This window comes from Komagataeibacter xylinus (assembly GCF_031081985.1).
Classification (GTDB): Bacteria; Pseudomonadota; Alphaproteobacteria; order Acetobacterales; family Acetobacteraceae; genus Komagataeibacter; species Komagataeibacter xylinus_E.
Genome location: NZ_JARWSK010000004.1, coordinates 390,467 through 416,506, shown reverse-complemented (window position 1 = coordinate 416,506; position 26,040 = coordinate 390,467). Strand labels below are relative to the sequence as shown.

Sequence of the window (26,040 nt, the reverse complement as noted above, 5' to 3'; positions counted from 1 at the left end):
AATCGTTCAAACATCGCGCCGCATTTCTGCTCGCACTATGCCGCTGTTTTTTCTCACGTCAACCAACAGAATTCGGGGAATGACAGAGAAAACCGTCATTCCCCTCCATCATGACAATTTTGCGACCACGCACCCCTGCCCTACGGCGCTCAATGCGTCAATGCAGGTGTTGCAGTCCCTTCGGTGGAGGAGGCCGCCACCGGCTCCGTCCACTCGATCGGCTCGGGCTTTTCCACCAGTGCCTGGCCAATCACTTCATCCACATGCGAGACCGGCAGGATGGTCAGCGCCTCGGTCACCACCGTAGGGATATCCACCAGGTCCTTCTCGTTATCCTTGGGGATGAAGATGGTGCGCAGCCCCGCGCGGTGGGCGGCCAGCAGCTTCTCCTTCAGGCCGCCAATCGGCAGCACACGGCCACGCAGCGTGATCTCGCCGGTCATGCCCACGTCGCGCCGCACGGGGATGCCCGTCATCACGCTCACAATCGAGGTGGCCATGGCGATACCGGCCGAAGGACCATCCTTGGGCGTAGCGCCCTCAGGCACATGCACGTGCAGGTCGCGCTTTTCAAACAGGTCGGGGGCGATGCCAAAGGTCACCGCACGGCTACGCACGTAGGACAGGGCTGCCGCGACGCTTTCCTTCATCACGTCGCCGAGCTTGCCGGTCAGCTTGACGTTGCCCTTGCCGGGCACCATCACGCTTTCGATGGTCAGGATTTCTCCGCCCACTTCCGTCCAGGCCAGCCCGGTCACGACTCCGACCATGTCTTCCGACTCGGTCTCGCCATGGCGGAATCGCTTCACCCCTGCGTATTTTTCAAGGTTTTCGGCCGTGATCGCCACGGTCTTGGCCTTGCCAGTCACGATCTCGGTCACGGCCTTGCGGGCCAGTGTCGCGATTTCGCGCTCAAGGTTACGCACGCCCGCCTCACGCGTGTAGCTGCGAATCAGCTCGCGCAGGGCATCATCCGACACCGTCCACTCGCCCGGCTTGAGGTTGTTGGCCTCCGTCTGCTTGCCCAGCAGGTGACGCTTGGCAATCTCGACCTTCTCATCCTCCGTATAGCCAGACAGGCGGATGATCTCCATGCGGTCCAGCAGCGGCTGGGGCATGTTCAGGCTGTTGGCGGTGGTGATGAACATCACATCCGACAGGTCATAATCGACCTCGAGATAGTGATCGCCAAAGGTCGAATTCTGCTCGGGGTCCAGCACTTCCAGCAGGGCGGAAGACGGATCACCGCGCCAGTCAGCGCCGAGCTTGTCGATCTCATCAAGCAGGAAGAGCGGATTCGACGTCTTGGCCTTCTTCATGCCCTGGATGATCTTGCCCGGCATGGAGCCGATATAGGTGCGGCGGTGGCCCCGGATCTCGGCCTCATCACGCATGCCACCGAGCGACATGCGCACGTACTGCCGCCCCGTCGCCTTGGCGATGGACTTGGCGAGCGAGGTCTTGCCCACGCCCGGCGGCCCCACGAGGCACAGGATCGGACCCTTGAGCTTCTGGGCGCGACTCTGCACGGCCAGATACTCGATGATGCGTTCCTTGACCTTCTCCAGCCCGTAATGGTCGGTGTCGAGCACCTTCTGGGCCTCGGACAGGTCATGGCGGACCTTCGAGCGCTTCTTCCACGGAATGCCCAGAATCCAGTCGAGATAGTTGCGCACCACCGTCGACTCGGCGGACATCGGGCTCATGCTCCGCAGCTTTTTCAGCTCGGCCAGGGCCTTTTCGCGCGCTTCCTTGCTCAGCTTGGTCTTGGCGATCTTTTCCTCAAGCTCGGCGGTCTCGTCCTTGCCGTCCTCGCCTTCGCCCAGCTCCTTCTGGATCGCTTTGAGCTGCTCGTTGAGGTAGTACTCGCGCTGGGTCTTTTCCATCTGCCGCTTCACGCGGTTGCGGATGCGCTTTTCCACCTGAAGCACGCCGATCTCGGCTTCCATATGCGCGAAAACCCGCTCCAGGCGCGCATTCACGTCCTGGATTTCGAGGATTTCCTGCTTTTCGGGAATCTTCAGGTTCAGATGGCTGGCAATGGTGTCAGCAAGCTTCGACAGGTCATCAATCTGGTTGAGCGAGACCAGCACCTCGGGTGCGATCTTCTTGTTCAGCTTGATGTACTGCTCGAACTGGCCGATCAGCGTGCGGCCAATGGCCTCGGCTTCCTTGCCATCGGTTTCCTGCTCGGGCACGTCCTCGATCTCGGCCTCGAAATGACCATCGACCTCGTGCAGCGCGGTGATGTGGGCGCGCCTGCCGCCCTCGACAAGCACCTTGACCGTGCCATCGGGCAGCTTGAGAAGCTGCAGGATGGTCGAGACCGTGCCGTAGCGATAGATATCCTCGGGCGTGGGGTCATCCTGCGCCGCGTTCTTCTGGGCCACGAGCAGGATCTGCTTGTCGCTGCGCGTCACCGCCTCAAGCGCGCGGACGGATTTCTCACGCCCCACGAACAGCGGCACGATCATGTGCGGGAAGACGACGATATCGCGCAGGGGCAGCACGGCAATCGTGTCACGCGTCATGTCATCTTCAGCTTCCTCCACGCCACGCGTGGCGGCGACGGGGGTGCTGGTGGTGTTGGTATCGGTGGTTTCCGTGCCTTCGGGCACGGGAGTCAGTCTGTCAGTTTCAGACATATTGTTTTTTTGACCTCCTGATGGACGATCCCGGATGGGCACCCAAGCATGTGGCCTGCCCATCCGTTGCGCCGCATATGCGACAACCTCACATCAATGTTGTCACGACGCGCCGCCACCACAAGTGGTGCCGGCAATTCGGCGTAAAGCGGCCAGACCGTCAGGCGGACTGTTCGGCCGGCTGGTTCTTGCCATACACATAGACGGGCTGCGCCTTGCCCTCGGCCACTTCCTTGTTGACCACCACTTCCTCGACATTCTTCAGGCCGGGCAGGTCGAACATGGTCGACAGCAGGATGCTCTCCAGGATCGCACGCAGGCCACGGGCCCCCGTGCGCCGCGCAATCGCGCGCTGGGCCACCTGCCGCAGCGCATCCTCGGTGAAGGTGAGCTGCACGTCTTCCATCTGGAACAGGCGGGCATACTGCTTGACGAGCGCGTTCTTGGGCTTGGTCAGGATCTCGATCAGGGCGGCCTCATCAAGATCCTCGAGCGTGGCGACCACGGGCAGGCGGCCGATGAACTCGGGGATCAGGCCGAATTTCAGCAGATCCTCTGGTTCCACCTCGCGCAGCACGGCCCCCATGCGCCGCTCGTCGGGCGACTGCACATCGGCACCGAAGCCAATGCCCGAACCCTTGCCGCGCGCGCTGATGATCTTGTCGAGCCCCGCGAACGCACCACCACAGATGAACAGCATGTTGGTGGTATCAACCTGCAGGAATTCCTGCTGCGGGTGTTTGCGCCCGCCCTGCGGCGGCACGGAAGCAACCGTGCCTTCCATGATCTTGAGCAGGGCCTGCTGCACGCCCTCGCCGCTCACGTCGCGGGTGATGGAGGGGTTGTCCGACTTGCGCGATATCTTGTCGATCTCGTCAATATAGACAATGCCACGCTGGGCCTTCTCCACATTGTAGTCGGCCGCCTGCAAAAGCTTGAGAATGATGTTCTCCACATCCTCACCCACATAGCCCGCTTCGGTCAGGGTGGTGGCGTCGGCCATGGTGAAGGGCACGTCAAGGATGCGGGCGAGCGTCTGGGCCAGCAGGGTCTTGCCCGTGCCGGTGGGGCCGATGAGCATGATGTTGGATTTTGCAATCTCGACATCATTGTTCTTCTGGGCATGGGCAAGGCGCTTGTAGTGGTTATGCACCGCCACCGACAGCACCTTCTTCGCATGGCTCTGCCCGATGACGTAATCATCGAGAATCTTGGAGATTTCACGCGGCGTAGGCACCCCGTCGCGCGACTTGACCAGATGCGTCTTGTGCTCCTCACGGATGATATCCATGCACAATTCGACGCATTCATCGCAAATGAACACGGTGGGACCGGCGATCAGTTTGCGGACCTCATGCTGCGACTTGCCGCAGAACGAGCAGTAAAGCGTATTTTTGGAATCGCCGGACTTGTTATTCATAACCGCTCCTATTCCCGCTCGGGGGAACTTCTCCATACCTTGCGACCGGGCGATAGACGCTGCCCGGACCGCCGCAGGCAACCCTTCCCCACCGGGGCCGGGAGCGCGCCTGCGAACGCGCCCCCTGATGCAGATTACTCTGCAGGTTTTGATGCAACGTTACGACGGACCACTTCATCCACAATGCCGAATGCCTGCGCCTCTTCGGCGGACATGTAGCTGTCGCGCTCCAGCTTCTGCTCGATCTCCTCGAGCGTGCGGCCGGTGTGCTCCTTGTAGATCTCGTTCAGGCGCTGGCGGATGGTCAGGATTTCCTGCGCCTGGATCTCGATATCGCTGGCCTGGCCCTGTGCCCCGCCCGAAGGCTGGTGCACCATGACGCGTGAATTGGGCAGCGCGAATCGCCGCCCCTTCTCGCCACCTGCCAGCAGCAGCGACCCCATCGAGGCCGCCTGCCCGATGCACACCGTGCTGACGGGGCAGCGGATGTACTGCATGGTGTCGTAGATGGCGAGCCCCGCCGACACCACGCCGCCGGGGCTGTTGATGTAGAACGAGATTTCCTTGCTGGGGTTCACGCTTTCCAGATAAAGCAGCTGCGCGGAAACCAGCGCCGAGACCTGGTCATAGACCGGCCCGGTGAGAAAGATGATCCGTTCCTGCAGAAGGCGGGAATAGATGTCGAATGCCCGTTCCCCACGGGAGGTCTGTTCGACCACCATCGGTACCAGAGCGTTATTGAAGATCTCTACGGGATCCCGATCCCTCATAGCCATATTCCCGATCCTGAAAAGCAAGGGCCCGTTCCACGTTACGCGCCCGGTGCAGGAGGCACGGACAGCGCAGGCGCAGCCGGACCCTTCCCGGTTACTTATGACAAAATAGAGACAAACACGCCAGATACCACCCCATCCCTGTCATTTTGCCAGAAACGGGCCGCACAATCCGCGCGTGCTCCCCTGTTCTACAAACACATACGGCGCGCGGAAGTCCCCTTCCGCGCGCCGCAGGCGTTACCTATGCCGCCAGAGCGGATCAGACGTCAGCTTCCGGCATTTCGGCCAGTTCTTCCGGCGTCACGACCTTATCCTCGACCTTGGCCAGCTCGACGATGTAGTCGATGACCTTGTTCTCGAAGATCGGGCCACGCAGGCCATCGACCGCCTGCGGGTTTTTGCTGAAATATTCGAACACGGCCTGTTCCTGGCCCGGATAGCGCGCGGCTTCGGCCCGGACGGCGTGAACGATTTCTTCCTGCGTCACGGTGATGTTGTTCACACGACCGATTTCGGCAAGCAGCAGGCCAAGCTTCACGCGGCGCTCGGCAATCTTGCGATAGTCGGCGCGCAGGGTGTCCTCGTCCTTGTCCTTGTCTTCCTCATCGAGGCGGCCGGCCTTGCGGTCTTCCTCGATGCGGGCCCAGATCTGACTGAACTCGGCATCCACCATGCCCGGAGGCGCCTGGAAGTCGGTCTTTTCAGCCAGCTTGTCGAGCAGCTCGCGCTTGAGGCGCAGGCGGGAAAGCTGGTCGTATTCCTGCGTCACCTGCTGCGTGATCAGCTCGCGCACCTGCTCAAGCCCCTCGAAGCCGAGCTTCTTGGCCAGCTCGTCGTCGATCTTGGCTTCGACCGGGCGCTTGAGTTCCTTCACCTTGATGTCGAAGGTGGCTTCCTTGCCCGCAAGGTGCTCCGCGCCGTAATCAGCGGGGAACGTGACGGTGATCACTTTTTCTTCACCGACCTTCATGCCCACGATCTGCTCGGCAAAACCGGGGATGAAGCCAGCGCCGCCGAGTTCGACGTTCACATCGTCAGCGGAGCCGCCTTCAAAGGCCGTGCCGTCAACCTTACCCACGAAGTCCACGCTCACCACGTCGCCATCGGCGGCGGGGCGATCTTCCTCGACCTTCTCGAACTCGCGCTGGCGGCTCGCGATTTCCTTGAGCGCCTTGTCCACCGTCTCGGCATTCACCTCGGACTTGAGGCGCACGAGCGACAGGGTGGACAGGTCGGGAATGGTGATCTCGGGCAGGAGCTCGAACTCGACCGTGAACTTCAGGTCTTCCTTGCTGCCCGGCTCGCTGCCGGAAACGAGGTCAACCTTCGGCTGCATGGCAGGACGCAGGCCGCGCTCGTCAAGCAGGGTGCGCGTTGCCTCGCTCACCGCCTGCTCCAGCACCTCACCCTGCACGGATTCGCCAAAGCGCTGCTGCAGGATGCTCATCGGCACCTTGCCCGGGCGGAAACCCGGCAGCTTCATGGACTGTCCAACTTCTTTCAGGCGCGCGGTGCGCTTGCTCTCGATTTCTGCTGCGGGCACCGTAACGGTGAAACCGCGCTTCAGGCCATCGGAAAGCGTTTCAGTAACCTGCATCTGCCAGGCCATCCTCTCGGTCAGAACGTGTCAAAGAACGCAAGAAGCCGGTTGGGGCCACCACGTCTGCTCGCATAACGCGACTTGCCGGGATCATTGGTACGGGCGGAGGGACTTGAACCCCCACGGCTTGCGCCACCAGAACCTAAATCTGGCGTGTCTACCAATTCCACCACGCCCGCACAGTGCCCAGCCTGTAAGCGCACGGCTTTAGCGCACCACAGGCCATGGGGCAAGATGCGAAGGGAAAAGGATTGGGCTTTTCAGCCGAAAACTTTTTTCGCCAGCCCCTCCGCGCGGTGGCGGGCCGTGCCGATATGGCGGTCGAAATCCTCGGCCAGCGGCCATTGCCCCGCGTGCAGCGCCGCATCGCCATGCAGCCAGACCCCGGCGCATGCCGCCGCCCATGCGGGCATGCCGGCGGCGAGCATGGCGGCGATGATGCCGGTCAGCGTATCGCCCGAACCCGCCGTGCCCAGCATGGGGGTGGCATGTTCGTTGATCGCCACCCGGCCATCAGGCGATGCGATGATGGTATCCGGCCCCTTGAGCACCGTCACGGCACCCGTCTCGCAGGCGGCCTTGCGTGCAGCCTCCACCCGGTCGGCACCCGGCTTGCCGAACACGCGCGAGAACTCGCCGATATGCGGCGTGATGATGGCTGCCCCCTTCAGCCGCTCCGGGTGGCCTGCCGCCATGCTGAAGGCCCCGGCATCGGCAATCACCGCACGCCCTGCACCCACCAGGACTGGAAAGACCGCCGCCACTTCCGCTACCGAAAGGCCGGGGCCGCACACCCACACATGGCGGCGCCTGTCTTCCAGCAGAGTTTCCAGCGGGTCGGAATCCACGATCAGGCCCGCGGGCGCGGTCATGCGGTAAACCTCCGCGCTGTCACCCACGGCCAGCCGCACCAGCCCCGCCCCCGCCGCCCGCGCGCCCGCGGCGAAAAGACGGGCCGCGCCCGGCATCTCGCGCCCGCCGCATATGCTGACAACGCCCCGGCTGTATTTATAGGAGTTCACCGTACATGGCGGCGTGCGCCACAGGCCGGGCTCATTGCGCCAGGTGCGAATCGCAACATCGCCAATCGCGGATTCGGGAATGCCGATATCGGCCAGCACCATGCGCCCGCACAGCGTGCGGCCGGGCAGCAGCAGGTGGCCGGGCTTGAGGCGGCAGAAGGTCACGGTCATCTCCGCCTGCGCCGCGCCACCACGCACCGCACCCGTCGCGCCATCCACACCGCTGGGCATATCGATGGCCACGATGCGCCGCGCAGCCCCGAGCACGGCCACCACGTCGGCTGCCACATCGCGGCTCAGCCCCGCGCCGAACACCGCATCGACCACCAGGTCGAAGGCGGCAGCGCTTTCAGGCGTAAACGGCACCATTGGCCCGCGCCACAGGGCAGCGGCGGCCGCCTCATCCCCGCCGGGGCGCGGGGTGGCGAGGCGCGCCACCGAAACCGGCCAGCCCTGCTCGGCCAGCCTGCGGGCAGCCACGTACCCATCGCCGCCATTATTGCCCGGCCCGCACAGCACCAGCACCCGGCACGGGCGCATGTGCTGGCGTATGGCGCGCGCCACCGCGCGGCCCGCGTTTTCCATCAATGTTGACACCGGCACGCTACGGGCGGCGGCGGCGTCGATCCGGCCCATCTGCGCTGGCGTGGGCAGCACGAGGCGCGTGGCTTCGGGGGGTTGCATCTGTTCGTTCGCGGGCATGTTCTTTTCCCTTTCCCGGCAATTGGCTGCCGCACTGGCCTTGCACATGATACAGGAATGAGGAAACAAGCATCCCGTATCCTGCTTTATGGCAGGTGAGCGTTTTCCTTATTCCTTACCCCTGCAAGGAGGCTTCATGTCCCTTTCCATTGTCTGGAGCCTTGTGCTCGCACTCCACATTACAGGCATGGCGGCCTGGGTTGGCGGCATGATGTATGCGGCCTTCGTGCTCAAGCCCAGCCTGAACCTGCTCGATGCAACGCAGCGCGCCTCGGTGCACCTGCAGACGCTGAACCGCTTCTTCCGCATCGTGTGGCACACCATGCCCATGGTGCTGGTGAGTGGCTGGCTCATGATCTGGCACGAGGGCGGGTTCGCCTCACTGCCGTGGCAGATCAACCTCATGCAACTGCTTGGGCTGATCATGGCGGGCATCTTCGCGCGCATCTATTTCGGCCCCTACCAGAAGGCCCGCCGCGCCCTGCGCCCGCAGCCGGGGCAGTTCGACTCGATCCGCTCGCTGGTTCTGCTCAACACCGGCATCGGCATCCTGACCATCATCACCGCCTGCCTGGCCCATCCTTTCTGACAAATATGGGGCGCGACCTCACGCCCCCTTGATTTCCATTGCAAATCTCGATAGGCACAGGGAATGTGGCACTTTGAGGGGTTTCTCCCCGTCGCGTGTCACACTCCCCTTCCCTGCATTGCTGCAGGTACATCAGGGACGGCAGCCTGATACAGCGCGACACGGTGGCAATCGGACGGGGCCATATTCATCTGCTGATACGTTCGAGAGTAATTTGAGCGCCAAAAAAACGTCCCCCGCCCCGACCCGTTCCGCAAAGAAGGCGGCAGCCCCGGCCCCCGCCACCAGCACGGATGCCGCCCTGCCGCCTGACGCGCCAGAACAGGCCCCCCCGGCGCAGGAAGAGGCGCTGCCCCTGTTTTCGGAACTCGGCCTGTCCGAACCCATCCAGCGCGCCATTGATGAAATGGGATACCGTCATCCCACCCCCATCCAGGCGCAGGCCATCCCCTATGTGCTGATGGGCCGCGACGTACTTGGCGTGGCCCAGACCGGCACGGGCAAGACGGCCTCGTTCACGCTGCCCATGCTCGAGATCCTTCAGGGTTCACGCGCCCGGGCACGCATGCCGCGTTCGCTGATCCTCGAGCCCACGCGCGAGCTGGCGCTGCAGGTGGCCGAGAATTTCGTCAATTACGGCAAGCACCTCAAGCTGACCCATGCGCTGCTGATTGGCGGCGAGAGCATGGCCGAGCAGAAGGAAGTGCTCAATCGCGGCGTGGACGTGCTGATTGCAACGCCGGGCCGCCTGATCGACCTGTTCGAGCGCGGCGGCCTGCTGCTGACCCAGACCAAGCTGCTGGTGATCGACGAGGCCGACCGCATGCTCGACATGGGGTTCATCCCCGATATCGAGAAGATCGTGGGCATGCTCTCGCCGCTGCGCCAGACGCTGTTCTTCTCGGCCACCATGGCGCCTGAAATCCGCCGCTTGGCCGATGCGTTCCTCAGCAACCCCAAGGAGATCACGGTCAGCCGCCCCTCCTCCGTGGCGTCCACCATCGAGACCGGGCTTGCCATTGTCGATGCAGCGGACAAGCGCCGCGCGCTGCGCAAGCTCCTGCGTGAGGCGGACATGCAGAACGCCATCGTGTTCTGCAACCGCAAGCGCGATGTGGATGTGCTGTGCAAATCCCTTATCAAGCACGGCTTTTCAGCCGGTGCGCTGCATGGCGACCTGCCGCAGTCGGTGCGGTTCTCCACCCTTGAGGCGTTCAAGTCGGGCGCGCTGAAAATCCTCGTCTGCTCCGACATTGCAGCCCGCGGGATCGACATTGGCGGCCTGTCGCATGTGTTCAACTTCGACCTGCCGTTCCATGCCGAGGACTACGTGCATCGAATCGGCCGTACCGGCCGTGCCGGTCGCACCGGCCACGCCTACAGCCTCGCAACCCCTGACGAAGAGGGGCTGGCCCAGGCTATCGAGAAACTGACGGGCAAACCCATACCCCGAATTGAGGTCAAAGGCGTGGATAACCTGGAATGGTCGGATGAGCCGCGCCCTGCGGGCGGTCGTCGCAAATCCCGCACGGAAGGCGGCTCGCGCCGCAAGAGCAACGCGGCCACCCCTGCCCCCGCACCGGCGGCACCGGTTGAGGAAGCGCCACCTGCGCCCAAGCCTTCGCGCAGCCGCACTGCGTCCGCCACGGGTGCGGGTCGCCGCGACCAGGGCCTGCTTCCGGCGGCGCCTGACCATGCCGTTACCGGGTTTGGCGATGATATGCCCGCCTTCATGCAGTTGCCACGCCGGGAAAAGCCCGTCGTCCCGGCTGACGAATAAACAGGGCCAGCATGGAACAGGACATGGCCGGCGCCACCCGGGTGGTGGCGCTTGGCAATGACGGGGATGGTATAGCCGAGACCCCGGCAGGCCGGATATTCGTACCCGGCGCCGTTCCGGGGGATGACGTGGTGCTCGGCGCCATCCACGGCACCCACGCAGCCCTTGAGCGCATCATCACACCAGGCCCTGACCGGGTCACGCCACCCTGCGCCCTGTTTGGCCAGTGCGGTGGCTGCCGCGTGCAACAGATGGCATTGCCTGCCCTGCTGGCATGGAAAGCCGAGCGCGTAGTTGAAGCACTGCACCGCGCGGGCTTTGATACCATCCCCACGCCTGCCACCGTGCAGGTTGCCCCGCAGGGGCGGCGGCGCGTCGACCTGGCCTTCCGCCGTGAAGGCAGGCACATCGTGCTCGGACTGCATCGCCGTCGGGGTGATGTGGTGGACATGACCGCCTGCACCCTGCTTGACCCCACCCTGTTCGCCCTGCTCGCCCCGCTGCGCGAGATGCTGCATTCGCTGCCTGGCGTGCATGCGGGTGGCGACCTGCAGATCAACCTGCTCGATAGCGGGCCGGACCTGCTGATTACGATGGATGGCAGGCCGGATGCCAATGACCGGCGCATTCTGGCCCAGTTCAGCAAGGCGCATGGCATACCGCGCATCTCGCTGGGCGGCACGCCACCTGAAACACTGGCGCTGAACGGGCCGGTCTTTCATCATTTTGATGGCGTGCGCGTAACACCGCCGCCCGGTGCCTTCCTCCAGCCTGCCCGCGCTGGCGAGGATGCCATCAGGCAAGCCGTGCTGGCGGCACTCCCCACCAAGGGGCTGAAGGCTGGCATCATCGAGCTTTATGCAGGGTGTGGCACGCTGTCCTTCGCGCTCGCCACCCATGCCAAGGTACTGGCCTATGAGGGAGACCGGGCGGCGCTCGCCTGCCTCAAGCAGGCCAGTGGCGGCACCCGCGTGCTGCCCGCGCTGCGTGACCTGAACCGCCAGCCAATCATGGCGGCTGAACTGGCCAAGGCCGCAGCCGTGGTGCTTGATCCGCCCCATGCGGGCGCAGGTGCGCAGATGGCACAGATCGTGGCGGGCAAGCCGCGCCATGTCATTTATGTCAGTTGCAACCCGGCGGCCCTGCAGCGTGACCTGGCCCCGCTGCAGCAGTTGGGCTACCGGCTGGAGCATCTGACGGTGATCGACCAGTTCCTGTGGTCAACCGAGGTCGAGGCCGTGTGCGTACTCAAGCTGCCGGGCACGGGCAAAAATCACCGGCGCTAGAACAGACAAAAGTTTTTGGTGAAGCTTTTTTCAAAAAGCTTAAAAAAAATGCCGCCTTTTTGAAAAAAGGCGGCACCCAGAAACGTCTGTCTCGTATCTTCATACCTTAGACGTGGAAGCTTTCCCCGCAGCCGCAGCGGCCCTTTTCATTGGGGTTGGTGAAGGTAAAGCCGGATTCAAGCTGCTTGACCTCGTAATCCATCACCGAGCCGATCAGGAACAGCGTGGCCTTGCGGTCCACCAGCAGGGTCACGCCCTTGTCCACCACCACTTCATCACCGGGGCCAGCCTTTTCCACAAAGCTCATGTCATAGGCGTGGCCCGAACAGCCCTTGGTTGAAACCGCGATGCGCAGCAGATGGCCCGCGTTCCTGGTCTGGTAGAGTTTTTCCAGCCGTGCGGCGGCCCGGTCCGTCAGCGTCATGAGCGGTGGCAGGGCGCGGCGGGCGGGGGCTTTTGCGGGCGTGGCAGTCTGGTGTTCGGTCATGGCACAGTCCCCTTGAGGGTTCAGAACATGTTCAGGGCAAGGCGGGCGTCTTCGCTCATGCGCGACATGTCCCATGGCGGCTCCCACACGATCTCGACCGTGGCGGAGGTTACCGTCTCGATCTTTTCCACGGCTTCCTTCACCTGCACGGGCAGTTCCTGCGCGCTGGGGCAGTTGGGAGCCGTTAGCGTCATCTCGACCTTGACCGATCCATCCTCATGCAGATCGATGGCGTAAATCAGGCCAAGTTCGTAAATATTGACTGGAATTTCGGGGTCATACACCGTGGCGATCGCCTCGATCACCGAGTCCTCATCGGGCATGGCTCCCTTGCCGGGGGAGGCAGCGGGCTGCTCGCCATCCGGGGTCCAGGCCGATACGGGGGCCGCTTTCGTGGCAGGCGCATCGCTGGCCTCAAGGGAAAAATGTCCGGTCTCTTCCGCCATGCCCATGGCAGGCTCTACCTGATTTTTCTCGTCCATGAGACTTTCACCCGTTTTTATCATCATTGAGCATATCAATCAGTGCCGACCATGGCAGCAGGGCGCAGCGCCTGCGCGAACGGTGCTGGTGCAGGGGCGCAAAGGCCGCAAGCTCACCCAGATCCGCTGGTGCCGTGCCGGTTTCAACCGCCTCGACCAGTTCCGCGTGCAGCCTACCCACATGCGCGCGGTCCTGGCCCGTTACCCGCCCGGCCATGAGGTCGGCGGAGGCAGCGCAGATGGCGCAGCCCCGCGTTTCATGCCGGATCGCCTCGATCCGCCCCTGCCCGTCCAGCACCGCATGCAACTGCACCCGGTCGCCACACAGCGGGTTGGCCCCCTGCCCGTTCAGCGTGGCCGCAGGGAGTGGCCCGGCATACTGCGGTGCCTTGGCCCGCTCCAGCACCACGGTGCGGTACAGATCATCCTGCGCCATCATCTGCCATCAGACAAAAAAGCCACGAATCTGTTCCAGCGTTGCGGCCAGAAAGTCGATTTCCTCCGGCGTGGTGTAGATGCCGAAGCTCGCCCGCGCCGTGGCCGTCACACCCAGCCTGCGCATGAGCGGCTCGGCGCAGTGATGGCCCGCCCGCACGGCAATGCCGTTACGGTCAAGCAGGGTGGCGATATCATGCGGATGGACATCCTTCATGGTGAAAGAGATCACCCCGCCGCGCTGCGGCGCCATGCCAATCACCTTCAGCCCGTTGACATTGCCCAGCGCCTTCAGGGCATAGGCCGTCAGCGCATCTTCATGGGCGCCAATCGCGTCAAACCCGATGGACTCGATATAGGCAAGGGCCGCGCCCAATCCAATGGTCTCGATGATGGCAGGCGTGCCCGCCTCGAATTTATGCGGCACATTCGCCCAGGTCGAGCGCTCGAACGACACGGTGGAGATCATGTCGCCCCCACCAAGGAAAGGCGGCATTGCCTCCAGCAGCTCACGCCGCGCCCACAGCACGCCAATGCCGGTGGGGCCATACAGCTTGTGCCCGGTCACGACATAGAAATCGGCACCGAGTTCCTGCACGTTTACCCGGCGGTGCACGGCAAGCTGGCTGCCATCAAGCAGCACCTTCGCCCCCGCCGCATGCGCCATGTCGATAATGGCGCGGGCATCGGTAATGGTGCCCAGCACGTTCGACATATGGGTGATCGCCACCAGCGCCACCCGGCCATCGGCCAGGTTGCGCTCCAGCGCTTCCATGTCCAGCGCCCCGTCATCGGTGATGGGGATGATGCGCAGTTCAATGCCCATGCGGTCGCGCAGCATCTGCCATGGCACGAGATTGGCGTGGTGTTCCATCTCGGACACCAGTACCACCTGCCCCGGCTTCAGCAGCCCGCCATAGGAATGGGCCACGAGGTTGATGGCCTCGGTGCTGTTGCGGGTGAAGACGATTTCTTCCCGCGCAGCGGCTCCCAGAAAGCGTGCCACCTGGTCGCGCACGGCCTCATACGCCTCGGTGGTCCGCTCGCTCATCCAGTACAGGCCACGATGGATGTTGGCGTACTGGGTGCGCATGGTGTCGGCCATGCAGTCGATCACCTGCCGGGGCTTCTGGGCCGAGGCGGCGCTGTCAAGGAACACCAGATCCTTGCCATGCACCTTCTGGCTCAGGATGGGGAAGTCGGCGCGGACATGACGCAGGCTGCCTGCGGCATCCGTGGGCGTGATGACGCTCTGGTCCATCAGGCGACCTCCCGCTTCCACCAGGCTTCGACCGCAAGGTTCAGACTGTCCTTGAGCCGCGCATCATCAATCTGGTCCACCACGTCATGCAGGAAGGCACGGATCAGGATGGATCGTGCCGCCTCATTCGGGATGCCACGGCTGCGCAGGTAGAAAAGCTGGTCATCATCAAGCGCGCCCACGGTAGCGCCATGGCTGCACTTGACGTCATCGGCGTAGATTTCGAGTTCGGGCTTGGCGTCGATCTCGGCGGTGTCCGACAGCAGCAGGGCCTGGTTCATCTGGTAGCCATCGGTCTTCTGGGCAATCCGCTCGACATGGATCTTGCCCTGAAACACGCCGCGCGCATGGTCGGCCAGCACGTTCTTCACCGTCTGGCGCGAAATGCAGTCCGGGGCCGCGTGGGTGATCACGCTGGTCAGGTCGCCATGCTGGTGGTCCGCCAGAAGCTGCGCACCATTGACATGCACGCTGGCCCCCGCCGCATTCAGCCCCGCATGCACCTCATGGCGCGACAGGCTGGCGCCAAGCGTGAGCGTAAAGCTGTCATACACGCCACGGCTGGCAACGCGGGCATGGCTGACCGCAAGGTGCAGCGCCTTTTTGCCCTCCGCCTGGATGCGGGCGTGCGACAGGTAGCCGCCTTCTTCCACCGTGATGTCATAAAGCGGGTTATGCAGGTAATAGCCCCGCCCCACAGCCGCATCGAGCATGGCGAGCCTGCCGCCCTCTTCCACCACAATGCGGTGCTGCGGGTGGAAGGATACCGGCGCATCCTCGCCAGCAAGGCCAATGCTGACCAGCAGCAGGCAGCCCGCATCAACCCCGGCAGGCACGACCAGCGCCAGCCCGTCATCGGCCAGCACGGTGTTGAGCGCGGTAGTCACGTCGCCTGCCGGGTCGATTCCATCACGCAGTTCGCGCGCCGGGTCAAAGGCTGCAACCTTCACCCCATCGGGCAGGCGCGAACGCCCGGCATCGAAACGGCCATTGACGAACACGGCGCGACTGGCCCCGGCCCCAAGGCCCGAGATGGTCTCGACCTCGGCCAGCAGCGTATCAACCGCGCCGGCATCGACATCACGCCTTGCCTCGGCAAACGGCACATCGGCCAGCGCGCGCAGCGAGGTGTATTTCCATGCCTCCACCCCCGCGCGCGGCAGGCCCACCGTGCGCAGGTAATCGGCGGCCTTTTGCCGCGTGGCATGCCCCTTTACGTCACCCCGGTCGAGAAAGGCTGAGGGACTGATCCCGACCGGTGCAATGGCGTTCACGCCGCCTCCGAGAGGAACTGGGCGTAGCCCTGCGCCTCAAGCTGCTTGGCCAGTTCCGGGCCGCCGCTGTGAATGATGCGCCCCTTGGCCATGACGTGAATGCGGTCAGGCACGATATAGTCAAGCAGGCGCTGGTGATGGGTGATGACCAGCGCCGAGAAATCGGGCGAGCGCAGCGAGTTCACACCCTCGGCCACGATGCGCAGGGCATCGATGTCCAGCCCGCTATCGGTCTCGTCAAGGATGGCGAAGGATGGCTGGAGCATGCGCATCTGCAGCACCTCGTTGCGCTTCTTCTCACCACCTGAAAAGCCGACATTCACGTTGCGCTTGAGCATCTCGTCAGACATGGACAGATGCTTGGTCTCCTTGCGCACGGCCTTGAGGAAGGCCACGGCATCAAGCTCGTCCATGCCGCGCGCGCGGCGCACGGCGTTGACGGCGGTGCGCAGGAAGTTGGCGTTGTTGACACCCGGCAGTTCCACCGGCGTCTGGAACGCAAGGAACAGGCCAAGGGCCGCACGCTCTTCGGGCTCGAGTGCGAGGAGGTCCTGCCCCTTGAAGGTGGCCGAGCCGCCCGTCACCTCATAATCCTCGCGCCCGGCCAGCACGTAGGACAGGGTGGACTTGCCCGAGCCATTCGGCCCCATGATGGCATGGACCTCGCCTGCCGGAATCTCGAGATCGACCCCGCGCAGGATTTCCTTGTGGGCTTCCCCATCATCGATGCGGGCGCACAGGCCATTGATGCTTACGAATTGCTTGCTCACGTCTTTGAATCCCTGTTAGCCCACGCTGCCTTCTAGGCTGATCTGCAGAAGCTTCTGGGCTTCCACGGCGAATTCCATCGGCAGTTCCTTCAGAACGTCCTTGCAGAACCCGTTGACGATCAGTCCCACCGCATCTTCTTCCGACAGGCCGCGCTGGCGGCAGTAGAAGAGCTGGTCTTCCGATATCTTGGAGGTTGTCGCCTCATGCTCCACGCGCGCGGACATGTTGCGGTTCTCGATATAGGGCACGGTATGCGCCCCGCACCGGTCACCGATCAGCAGGCTGTCGCACTGGGTGAAGTTGCGGCTACCCGAGGCCTTGGGCATCATCCGCACCAGCCCGCGATAGGTGCTGTCCGACTGGCCCGCGCTGATGGTCTTGGCGATGATGGTCGAGCGCGTATTGCGCCCGATATGGATCATCTTGGTGCCGGTATCGGCCTGCTGATGGTTGTTGGTCACCGCCACCGAGTAGAACTCGCCCACCGAGCCCTCGCCCTGCAGGATGCATGACGGATACTTCCACGTAATGGCAGAACCGGTTTCAACCTGCGTCCATGAAATCTTGGAGCGCGCGCCCCGGCACGCCCCGCGCTTGGTCACGAAGTTGTAGATGCCGCCCTTGCCGTTCTCATCACCGGGGTACCAGTTCTGCACGGTGGAATACTTGATCGAGGCATCTTCCATCGCCACGAGTTCGACCACGGCGGCATGGAGCTGGTTCTCGTCACGCATCGGCGCGGTGCAGCCTTCAAGGTAGGAGACGGAAGCTCCGTCCTCCACAATGATCAGCGTGCGCTCGAACTGCCCGGTGTTGCGGGCATTGATGCGGAAATAGGTCGAGAGTTCCATCGGGCAGCGCACGCCCTTGGGCACGAACACGAAGGAGCCATCGGTAAACACGGCGGCGTTCAGCGCGGCGTAGAAATTATCCGTCACCGGCACGACCGAGCCGAGATATTTGCGCACGAGTTCGGGGTGCTCCTGCACCGCCTCCGAAATCGGGCAGAAGATCACGCCCGCTTCCTGCAAGGTCTTGCGGAAGGTGGTGGCGACGGACACGCTGTCAAACACCGCATCGACTGCTACCGGCGGGCGGGCTTCCTCGCCCTCGGGCAGCTCCACGCCAGCCAGCATCGCCTGCTCGTGCAGCGGGATACCCAGCTTCTCGTAAGTGCGCAGCAGCTCGGGATCGACTTCCTCAAGCGACTTGGGGCCCGGCTTCTTGCGGGGGGCGGCGTAGTAATGCACGTCCTGATAGTCGATGGGCGGATAATGGACCTTGGCCCAGGTCGGCTCGCGCATTTCCAGCCACGACCGGTAAGCCTTCAGCCGCCATTCCAGCAGCCATTCCGGCTCGTTCTTGCGGCTGGAGATGAGGCGGATCGTGTCCTCGTTCAGGCCCTTGGGGGCGATATCCATCTCGATATCGGTCTCGAACCCCCATTTATAGGTGTTCTGGCCCAGGGTTTCGACCGTCTTGCGGGTTTCGGCTACTGCCGGCATGTGTCTTTCCTCCCCTGTATCAGGCCGTGGCCTCGGGCCTGTCGGGCACGGGCGGCACGTGCAGGCCGCCCAGTCTGTCGGTTACTGTATGGTTCTTCATATCGGCCAGCGTAATGGCTGAAAGCGCATGGCGGATGGCGGCATTGACCATATCCCACTGCCCGCCCAGCCCGCAGGTGGCGCGCGCGTCGCAATCGCCGCCATCAACGCAGGTGGTGAGCGATATGGGGCCATCAATGGCCTGGATCACGGCCGCGATCGAAATCTCCTCAAGTGGCTGGGCCAGCCTGTAGCCGCCGCGCGCGCCGCGTTGCGAGGTCACGATGCCCTGGGTCGCCAGAATCTTGAGCACCTTCGCCACCGTGGGTTCGGGAATGCCGGTCGAACGCGACAGGACAGGCGAGGTGGTGACCTCGCTTTTCTGCCCCAGCCGGACCAGAGCCACCACGGCGTAATCGGTCAGTTTCGACAGTTTCAGCATTCCGCTCTCCCGTACGTCCTGAGCCTGCATCCATAATTGGACCAGAACAGTACTGTTTCCTGAAGTTTCAGATGGGCTACCAGCCGGGCGCCGTCAAGTCCAATCGTAAAGCGGCGATGCCCTAACCGATCCCGGTTCCGAATATCAGCTGCAATAACACGGACAGGCCACACCCCGCCAGAAAACCGACCAGCGTGCCGTTAAGGCGGATATACTGTAGATCCTTGCCCACGCGCAGTTCCAGCCGGTCACTCAGGCTTTCGGCATCCCAGCCGTTTACGACCGAGTAAATAAAACGCGACATGCGATCCCGCAGGAAGGGCAGGCTGCTCACGATCATGTTGCGCGCGGCGTCTTCCACGCGCTTGCGCATGGCGGCATCATTGTACATCTGGTCGGCCAGGCGCTGCAGGGCGTCGCGCACCAGCGTTGCCACCCAACTGGTCTCGCCCTTGCGCATGTCCTCCTCAATCACGCCACGCAGGCGGTGCCACACATCGCTGCTCCAGCCGCGCACGCTGTCATGCGTCAGCACGCCCCTCACGGCATCCGTAATCTCACCGCGCCGCACGGGGTCGAGTTCGATCCGGTCGATCTCGGTGCGCACCCAGGTGGTAAAGCCTTCACGCAGCTCGGAGTTCTGCGGGTCGATGCGGTCGAGTTCCTGGCTCGCGGCCAGCAGCACCTTGGTGGCGATCGAGCCGCCAATGGCCCAGCCCAGCACGCGGCCGCCCTGCTCGCGCACGCGGTCCTCGATCATCATGCGCAGGGCGGGTTCCTTGGCCTTGATCCCTTCCTTGAGCCTTGCAAGCAGGAAGGACAGCACCTCCTGATGGCAGTCGCCCTCCACCATCGCGCGCAGGCTGCGGGTCACGATGGGGGCGATCTCCTCGCCGCCCAGCAGGGTGGGCAGCAGGCTGGCTATGGCGGAACTCGCCCGGCCATCCTCCAGCCGGTCGAGCACGTGGGGCACGGAGCCGAGCACGGCGCGGTTGACCATCTCCGCCGTTTCCGGCTCCTGCAGGATATTGCCAATGAGCGACGGCAGGTCGATGCGGCTGAAGGCGGCACCCACTTCCTTTTCCGTAAACACGTTGTTCGAGACGAAACGTCCGAGCGCCTGCGCCAGCCGCTCCTTCTGGGCAGGCAGGATGGCGGTGTGCGGAATCGGCAGCCCCATCGGCCTGCGGAACAGGGCGGTCACGGCAAACCAGTCCGCAAGGCCACCCACCACGCCCGCCTTGGTGCCCGAGCGCAGTATCTCGAGCCAGGGGCGCTCGGCCAGCCAGCCCATCTGTGGCAGGGCGTAGCCTGCCACCGTCAGCCCCGCCATGGCGGCCAGCAGGCCGGTTGCGGACCGCTTGTGGCGCAGCAGGATACGCCGCGCGTCATGGTCCGTTTGTGGAATACCATTCATGAAGCCACTGATACCATTGTCTCTGCCCCAGCCCAAGCAACACTCGATATAACGCCTCAAATAGACATGAATAAGCCATGCGGGACATTGCAGCCCGCCGCCGAACATGGGATTTGGGGGAGAAGAACCATGACGACCTTTCATGACAGGACGACCCGATGACCGAAGCCGCCGCGCGGAATGTGTCCAACCTGCTCGCGCAGGCCACGCAACTGATCGCAAGCCACGATGAGACCGCATCGGGCAGTCCCGTCATGGCGCTTGCCCGCCAGATTGGCCGGCAGATGGCCAGCGGCGCCCTGCCGATGGACGCGCTGGAAGACATCGTGCGCCTGCTGCGCGACCGCGCCTTCGCCGGTCGCGCCCGCCATATCGCCACCTATCTCGACGGGCCGGATGAACAGGCCGTGACAGCGCGCATGCACACCGTCGCCCGCCACATCGTGCAGCCCGACCCCACCGACAGCCCGGTGCCCATCGCGCGTTTCCGCGCCGCCATCGAGCGCAGCCGCTTTGCCGCCGTGTTTACTGCGCACCCCACCTTCGCGCTGGCCAACCCGGTCTATGAGGCGCTGGCCGCGCTGGCCTCGACCAACCCCGCCGAGGCCCCGGAACACGTTCCCGCCTTCCTCACGCACCGCCGCGTGGGGCCGCCCACGCTCGATGAGGAGTTTACCCTCGCCACCCAGGCCATACTGCGCGGGCGCAACGCGCTTGACCGGCTCAACACGGCCCTGCTGACAGAGGCGCGCACCCACTGGCCGCAGCAATGGTCCACTCTGGTGCCGCGCCCCATCATCATGACCAGTTGGGTGGGCTACGACACCGATGGCCGCACCGATATTGGCTGGTGGGACACGCTGCGCCTGCGCCTGCGCATGAAGCAGCTGCAACTGAGCCGCCTGCAGGCCCAGCTTGAGCCCATCACCTCCTGCGCCAATGACCTGCCCGCCCGCGTGGCCACCGCCCTTGAGGCCGTGGCCGCCCAGATCGCCGCCTGCCCCACCGGCCCCGAGCCTGAAGGCGTATCGCGCTTTGCCGATGTGCTGATCAACCGCAGCACGGAGGCCCTGACCAGCAGCAACGACCTGGGCGCGACCTTCAGCGAGGCCATCGACGCCGCCACGCCCGAGGACAAGATGGCGCTGGTGGTGGCCCGGGCGGGCTTCATGGCGCACGGGCTTTCCGCCGCGCACACGCATACGCGCCTCAACGCGACACAGTTGCACAACATTGCCCGCCAGCGCCTGAACATTACCGACAACCCCGACATTCCCGCCCAGCGCCGCGCGCTGATCAGCCGCATGAACGAGGCGCTGGACACGGTGGAGCCGGTCGAGATCGATTTCGGCTCGCTGCTGATGGAGCAGGCCAGCGCGGGCCGGCTGATGATGACCGTGCGCCAGATCCTGCGCCATATCGACCGCACCAGCCCCATCCGCTTCCTCATTGCCGAGACCGAGACCGGCTACACCCTGCTCACCGCGCTGTGGCTGGCGCGGCTGTATGGCGTGGAGGACATGATCGAGATCTCGCCCCTGTTCGAGACGCAGGACGCGCTGGAAAATGGCGAGCAGATCATCGAGGAGGCCCTGCGCTCGCCGCACTGGCGCGCCTACCTGCAGCGCACGCGCAAGCTGAGCCTGCAGTTCGGCTTCTCCGATTCCGGGCGGTATGTGGGGCAACTGGCCGCGACCTACCTGATCGAGCGGCTGCGCATCAAGGTCTGTGACCTTCTGCGCAAGTGGGATCTCGCCTTTGTCGAGGTGATCCTGTTCGACACGCATGGCGAGAGCATTGGCCGCGGTGCCCACCCCTACCGGCTGGCCGACCGCTTTGACTACCTCTCCCCGCCGCATGCCCGCGCCCGCTACACCCGCGCAGGCATCCAACTGCGTGAAGAAACCGCCTTCCAGGGCGGGGATGGCTACCTGTTGTTCGGCACCCAGACCCTGGCCGATGCCACGGTCAGCATCATTGCCGAGCACGCCTTCGCCACCAGCGTGCTCGACCGCGACCCGGTTTATGACGAGCCGGATTTCTCGGCCGATTTCTTCTCCACCATCGCCAATGGCATGACCGGGCTGGTGGAAGACCCCGGCTATGCCGCCCTGCTTGGCGCGTTTGGCCCCTCGCTGATCGACAAGACCGGCTCGCGCCCCTCGGCGCGGCAGAGCGATGCCGCCTCCACGGTCACGCGCATCAAGCACTCCAGCCAGCTCCGCGCCATTCCCAACAACGCCATCCTGCAGCAGCTTGCGTGGTGCGCAAACACGTTGCAGGGGCTGGGCACGGCGGCGGCCCGCCACCCTGAAACCTTCGAGAAATATCTGGCCGAGAGTCCGCGCTTTCGCCGCGCGATGGATTTCGCAGCCCACGGCCTGGCCCATTCCGACCACGGGGTACTGCGCGGCGTGATCCGCCTGCTTGACCCCGACATGTGGCTTGAACGCGCCACCGCCCAGCGCGACGCGGGCGCGCAGGAGGCCTGCCTGACCCTGATGCACGGGCTGGAACAGCTTGATTTCTGGGCCAGCACACAGGCCATGTTCCGCCGCATCCAGTCCGACCACCTCGCCCTGCGCCGCGCCTGGCCCGAAGCCCCTCGCATGCAGCCTGATGAACTGCTGCTGCACGCCATTCGCATCGCGCTGATCGAACAGATCTGGATGCTTTCCACCCGCGTGCCCTACTTCTCGCCCCGGCATGCCTTCTCGCGCGATATGATGACGCTGAAGGTGCTGTGCCTTGAAGTGCCCGCCGTGCTCAAGGAACTGGAGCAGATATTCCCCTACCGCTCCGATGGCAGCTTCGACCTTGATTTCCACGAGCCGCATGGCCCCCGGCAGGAAGGCACCTACAGCCGCGAATACACCGAAGTGTTCGAGCCGATGCAGCGCCTGTTCCAGATGGTGCGCGAAATCAGCACCGGCGTGATGCACCATGTTGGCGCTTTTGGCTAACCCTGCCCCGCGCAACGGGTGGCGGGTCAGTGAACCGCCACCGCCTTATGAGGTGCCGCTGCCCCATACACCCGCCATAAGGCGGGTGGTGGCGAACAATCCCGGCCCCATGACCGGCAATGGCACCAATAGCTGGCTGGTGGAGCATGATGGTGGCTGCGTGGTGATCGACCCCGGCAGCGCCACGCCCGCACATCTCGATGCCCTCGTGGCGGCGGCGGGCAAGCGGCCCCTGACCCACATCATCCTGACCCATACCCATCATGACCACCTTGATGGCGCCCGCCCGCTCGGGCAGCGCCTGGGCATTCCTGTGTGCGGATTCCATGCCAGCGAAGACCCGGACTTCACGCCCGATATCGGCCTGCGCGATGGCGACCGGCTTGCGGGCCTGCGCGTGCTGTACACACCGGGCCACGCCAGCGACCATATCTGCCTTGAAACGGCGGATGGCATCATCTTTACCGGCGACCATATCATGGGCTGGTCCACCACCATGATCCCGCCCGCGCCCTATGGCTCGGTGCGGCAGTTCCTGCGCAGCATGGACTATGTACGCACCCGCAACGCCCGCCTGCTGCTGCCTGCGCATGGCCCCGCCATAACCCGGGTGGAAGCCTGCATTGACGGGCTGGTCGCGCACCGCGTGGCGCGCGAGGACAGCATCATGGCGCTATTGCCGACGCGCCCGAGCACGCTTGATGAAATTGTGGACAGCCTGTACCACAACCTGCGCCCCGGACTGCGCCGCGCGGCACGGCTGAACCTGCACGCACACCTTGAAAAGCTGCTCGAAGACGGGAAGGTCCAGTTGCACGGCGACCAATGGGCAAAGACAATTGCCTGACAGACAGCCATAAAACTTCCAGACGCCACCGTTTTTCAAACAGGTGGCGTTTTTTTAAGCTTTTCGAAAAAGGCTTCACCAAAGCCTTCTGCCTGTTGGGGGGCAGTTTGCGTGGGCCGCTGCCCGATACAAAAAAAACCGGCCCCTTTCGGGAGCCGGTTTCTTCTTGATGCTCTCTTTCGAGAAGGATCAGGCGGACTGCGCCATGATCTCTTCCGCAACGTTGCGGGGCACCGGATCGTAGTGGTGGAACTGCATGGTGAAGGACGCACGGCCCTTGGTCATGGAGCGCAGGTGCGAGATGTAGCCGAACATTTCCTTCAGCGGCACGGAAGCGCGGACCATAACGGTGGACCCTGCGGTTTCCTGGCTCTGGATCATGCCACGGCGACGGTTCAGGTCACCCACCACGTCGCCCACGTGATCGTTGGGCGTGGTCACTTCCACGTCCATGATCGGCTCGAGAATGACCGGACCGGCCTTCTTCATGCCTTCACGGAAGCAGGCCTTTGCCGCGATTTCGAACGCCAGCGCCGAGGAGTCGACATCATGGTACTTACCGTCGAGCAGCGTGAACTTGAAGTCCACCGTGGGGAAGCCCGCGAGCACGCCGGTCGTGGCCTGGGCCTGGATGCCCTTGTCCACCGCCGGGATGTATTCCTTGGGCACCGTGCCGCCAACGACCTTGTTCTCGAAGGAGATGCCTTCGTTACGCTCGACCGGCGCGAACTCGATCTTCACTTCCGCGAACTGGCCCGAACCACCCGACTGCTTCTTGTGGGTGTAGGTCTCGGTGTGCGGCTTGGTGATCGTTTCACGATACGCCACCTGCGGCGCGCCGATGTTCGCGTCCACGCCATATTCGCGGCGCAGGCGGTCGATGATGATGTCGAGATGCAGCTCGCCCATGCCGGACAGGATGGTCTGGCCGGTTTCCTGGTCGGTCTTCAGGCGCAGGGAGGGATCTTCGCCAGACAGCTTCTGCAGCGCCAGCGTCATCTTTTCCACGCCGTCCTTCGTCTTCGGCTCGACCGAGATGTCGATGACCGGGATCGGGAAGGTCATGCGCTCGAGCACGACGGGGTCGGTCGGGTCGGCAAGCGTGTCACCGGTCTGGCTGTCCTTGAGGCCCACGAAGGCGGCAATGTCGCCCGCGTGCACTTCAGACAGTTCCTCGCGCTTGTCGGCATGCATCTGGTAGATGCGGCCGATACGCTCCTTGTGGCCCTTGGTCGTGTTCAGCACCGTATCGCCGGTCTTGAGCACGCCACGGTAAACACGCACGAAGGTCAGCGTGCCGTATTTGTCGTTGATGATCTTGAAGGCGAGGCCAGCAAACTTGCCATCGGGGTCAACCGGGATGATCGGCAGCTTGTTCTCGTCAACTTCCTCGTCTTCCGGCGGGGCGATGCGGATGCCTTCCACGTCGTTCGGCGCGGGCAGGAAGTCGATCACGGCGTCGAGCAGGGGCTGCACGCCCTTGTTCTTGAAGGCGGTGCCGCACAGCACGGGGCGGAAGTCACCGGCGATGGTGCCCTTCTTGATGCAGCGCTTGAGCGTTGCAACGTCCACGTCGCCCTTGTCGAAGTATTCTTCCATCGCGGCGTCATCGACGGACAGCGCGGTGTCGAGCAGGTTCTGGCGGGCCTCTTCGGCCTTTTCCTTCAGGTCAGCGGGGATTTCCTCGTAGTGGAACTTCGCGCCGAGCTCGCCGCCTTCCCACACGATGGCGCGCATCTCGATCAGGTCGACCACGCCAACGAAGTTCTCTTCCGCGCCGATGGGCAGCTGCAGCGGAATCGCCACGATGTCGAGCTTTTCCTTCAGCGTGTCGAACGCGTTGTAGAAGTTCGCACCCGTGCGGTCGAGCTTGTTGATGAAGATGATGCGCGGCACGTTGTAGCGGTCAGCCAGACGCCAGTTGGTCTCGGACTGCGGCTGCACGCCGGCAACGCCTTCGATGATGAAGATCGCGCCATCGAGCACGCGCAGCGAGCGGTTGACTTCGATGTTGAAGTCAATGTGGCCCGGGGTGTCGATGATGTTGATGCGGTGGCCTTCCCACTCACACGTCACGGCAGCTGAGGTGATCGTGATGCCACGCTCACGCTCCTGCGCCATGTAGTCGGTGGTGGTGTTGCCTTCGTGCACCTCACCGATCTTATGGGACACACCGGTGTAGTACAGGATACGCTCGGTGGTGGTGGTCTTGCCGGCATCGATGTGCGCGGTAATACCGATATTGCGAATCAGGGACAGATCAGACTTGGCGGACACGGGGGAACCTCCACAAGACA

At 63.7% G+C, this 26,040-nt stretch carries 20 protein-coding genes and 1 tRNA gene; 5 read left to right on the top strand and 16 right to left on the bottom strand.

Going from position 1 to position 26,040, the window contains the following annotated elements:
• Window positions 1–149: 149 nt before the first annotated feature.
• The 6 genes from lon to QEG70_RS10115 form a co-directional block, all read right to left on the bottom strand.
• A complete protein-coding gene (gene lon, locus QEG70_RS10140) occupies window positions 150–2,645 on the bottom strand; it encodes an endopeptidase La (RefSeq protein WP_308720536.1) in 2,496 nt (831 codons plus the stop codon).
• Window positions 2,646–2,805: 160 nt separating this feature from the next.
• Window positions 2,806–4,065: an ATP-dependent Clp protease ATP-binding subunit ClpX gene (gene clpX / locus QEG70_RS10135; protein WP_061272182.1), complete on the bottom strand. Its 1,260-nt coding sequence runs from the start codon at window positions 4,063–4,065 to the stop codon at window positions 2,806–2,808.
• Window positions 4,066–4,199: 134 nt separating this feature from the next.
• Window positions 4,200–4,835: an ATP-dependent Clp protease proteolytic subunit gene (locus QEG70_RS10130; RefSeq protein WP_061272180.1), complete on the bottom strand. Its 636-nt coding sequence runs from the start codon at window positions 4,833–4,835 to the stop codon at window positions 4,200–4,202.
• A gap of 265 nt (window positions 4,836–5,100) precedes the next feature.
• Window positions 5,101–6,438 (bottom strand): trigger factor, encoded by a 1,338-nt coding sequence (gene tig, locus QEG70_RS10125; RefSeq protein WP_308720535.1) that lies wholly within the window; start codon window positions 6,436–6,438, stop codon window positions 5,101–5,103.
• Between the two features lie 97 nt (window positions 6,439–6,535).
• Window positions 6,536–6,620, bottom strand: a tRNA-Leu gene (locus tag QEG70_RS10120).
• A gap of 81 nt (window positions 6,621–6,701) precedes the next feature.
• Complete coding sequence (locus QEG70_RS10115; RefSeq protein ID WP_308720534.1) at window positions 6,702–8,165, bottom strand: NAD(P)H-hydrate dehydratase; 1,464 nt, start codon at window positions 8,163–8,165, stop codon at window positions 6,702–6,704.
• A 136-nt stretch (window positions 8,166–8,301) separates the two neighbouring features.
• Between QEG70_RS10115 and QEG70_RS10110 the strand changes: the two genes are divergently transcribed.
• The 3 genes from QEG70_RS10110 to QEG70_RS10100 all read left to right on the top strand — a co-directional run bounded on the left by QEG70_RS10110 (window position 8,302) and on the right by QEG70_RS10100 (window position 11,820).
• Window positions 8,302–8,754, top strand: a complete 453-nt coding sequence (locus QEG70_RS10110; protein ID WP_308720533.1) for a CopD family protein — start codon at window positions 8,302–8,304, stop codon at window positions 8,752–8,754.
• 214 nt (window positions 8,755–8,968) lie between these two features.
• Window positions 8,969–10,534: a DEAD/DEAH box helicase gene (locus QEG70_RS10105; protein WP_308720532.1), complete on the top strand. Its 1,566-nt coding sequence runs from the start codon at window positions 8,969–8,971 to the stop codon at window positions 10,532–10,534.
• Window positions 10,535–10,557: 23 nt separating this feature from the next.
• Window positions 10,558–11,820, top strand: a complete 1,263-nt coding sequence (locus tag QEG70_RS10100) for a class I SAM-dependent RNA methyltransferase (RefSeq protein ID WP_374762584.1) — start codon at window positions 10,558–10,560, stop codon at window positions 11,818–11,820.
• Window positions 11,821–11,926: 106 nt separating this feature from the next.
• Here the strand turns inward: QEG70_RS10100 and QEG70_RS10095 are convergent, their stop codons facing one another.
• The 9 genes from QEG70_RS10095 to QEG70_RS10055 form a co-directional block, all read right to left on the bottom strand.
• The gene (locus QEG70_RS10095; protein WP_308720530.1) at window positions 11,927–12,307 is read right to left on the bottom strand and encodes a HesB/IscA family protein; all 381 of its coding nucleotides are present in this window, start codon (window positions 12,305–12,307) and stop codon (window positions 11,927–11,929) included.
• 20 nt (window positions 12,308–12,327) lie between these two features.
• Window positions 12,328–12,789 carry an SUF system Fe-S cluster assembly protein gene (locus tag QEG70_RS10090; RefSeq protein ID WP_374762583.1) on the bottom strand — a complete coding sequence of 154 codons (462 nt, stop codon included), beginning with the start codon at window positions 12,787–12,789 and terminating at the stop codon, window positions 12,328–12,330.
• Window positions 12,790–12,796: 7 nt separating this feature from the next.
• Window positions 12,797–13,225 carry a Fe-S cluster assembly sulfur transfer protein SufU gene (gene sufU, locus QEG70_RS10085; RefSeq protein ID WP_308720590.1) on the bottom strand — a complete coding sequence of 143 codons (429 nt, stop codon included), beginning with the start codon at window positions 13,223–13,225 and terminating at the stop codon, window positions 12,797–12,799.
• A gap of 9 nt (window positions 13,226–13,234) precedes the next feature.
• On the bottom strand, window positions 13,235–14,485 hold the full coding sequence (locus QEG70_RS10080) for an aminotransferase class V-fold PLP-dependent enzyme (RefSeq protein WP_308720529.1): 1,251 nt from the start codon (window positions 14,483–14,485) through the stop codon (window positions 13,235–13,237).
• Window positions 14,485–15,759, bottom strand: a complete 1,275-nt coding sequence (gene sufD / locus QEG70_RS10075) for a Fe-S cluster assembly protein SufD (protein WP_308720528.1) — start codon at window positions 15,757–15,759, stop codon at window positions 14,485–14,487. The genes QEG70_RS10080 and sufD overlap by 1 nt, the downstream gene beginning before the upstream one ends.
• Window positions 15,756–16,529 carry a Fe-S cluster assembly ATPase SufC gene (gene sufC, locus QEG70_RS10070; RefSeq protein ID WP_061272166.1) on the bottom strand — a complete coding sequence of 258 codons (774 nt, stop codon included), beginning with the start codon at window positions 16,527–16,529 and terminating at the stop codon, window positions 15,756–15,758. The genes sufD and sufC overlap by 4 nt, the downstream gene beginning before the upstream one ends.
• Before the next feature lie 15 nt (window positions 16,530–16,544).
• Window positions 16,545–18,035: a Fe-S cluster assembly protein SufB gene (sufB, locus tag QEG70_RS10065; protein WP_308720527.1), complete on the bottom strand. Its 1,491-nt coding sequence runs from the start codon at window positions 18,033–18,035 to the stop codon at window positions 16,545–16,547.
• Between the two features lie 19 nt (window positions 18,036–18,054).
• A complete protein-coding gene (locus tag QEG70_RS10060; RefSeq protein WP_308720526.1) occupies window positions 18,055–18,516 on the bottom strand; it encodes an SUF system Fe-S cluster assembly regulator in 462 nt (153 codons plus the stop codon).
• A 121-nt stretch (window positions 18,517–18,637) separates the two neighbouring features.
• The gene (locus QEG70_RS10055; RefSeq protein WP_308720525.1) at window positions 18,638–19,933 is read right to left on the bottom strand and encodes a DUF445 domain-containing protein; all 1,296 of its coding nucleotides are present in this window, start codon (window positions 19,931–19,933) and stop codon (window positions 18,638–18,640) included.
• 158 nt (window positions 19,934–20,091) lie between these two features.
• Between QEG70_RS10055 and QEG70_RS10050 the strand changes: the two genes are divergently transcribed.
• Window positions 20,092–22,896, top strand: coding sequence for a phosphoenolpyruvate carboxylase (locus QEG70_RS10050; protein ID WP_308720524.1), 2,805 nt, complete (start codon window positions 20,092–20,094; stop codon window positions 22,894–22,896).
• Window positions 22,877–23,743 carry an MBL fold metallo-hydrolase gene (locus QEG70_RS10045; protein ID WP_308720523.1) on the top strand — a complete coding sequence of 289 codons (867 nt, stop codon included), beginning with the start codon at window positions 22,877–22,879 and terminating at the stop codon, window positions 23,741–23,743. Before QEG70_RS10050 ends, QEG70_RS10045 begins: the two co-directional genes overlap by 20 nt.
• Window positions 23,744–23,932: 189 nt before the next feature.
• On the opposite strand, the gene fusA is transcribed toward QEG70_RS10045, so the two are convergent.
• Window positions 23,933–26,020, bottom strand: a complete 2,088-nt coding sequence (gene fusA, locus QEG70_RS10040; protein ID WP_159262305.1) for an elongation factor G — start codon at window positions 26,018–26,020, stop codon at window positions 23,933–23,935.
• Window positions 26,021–26,040 lie beyond the last annotated feature (20 nt).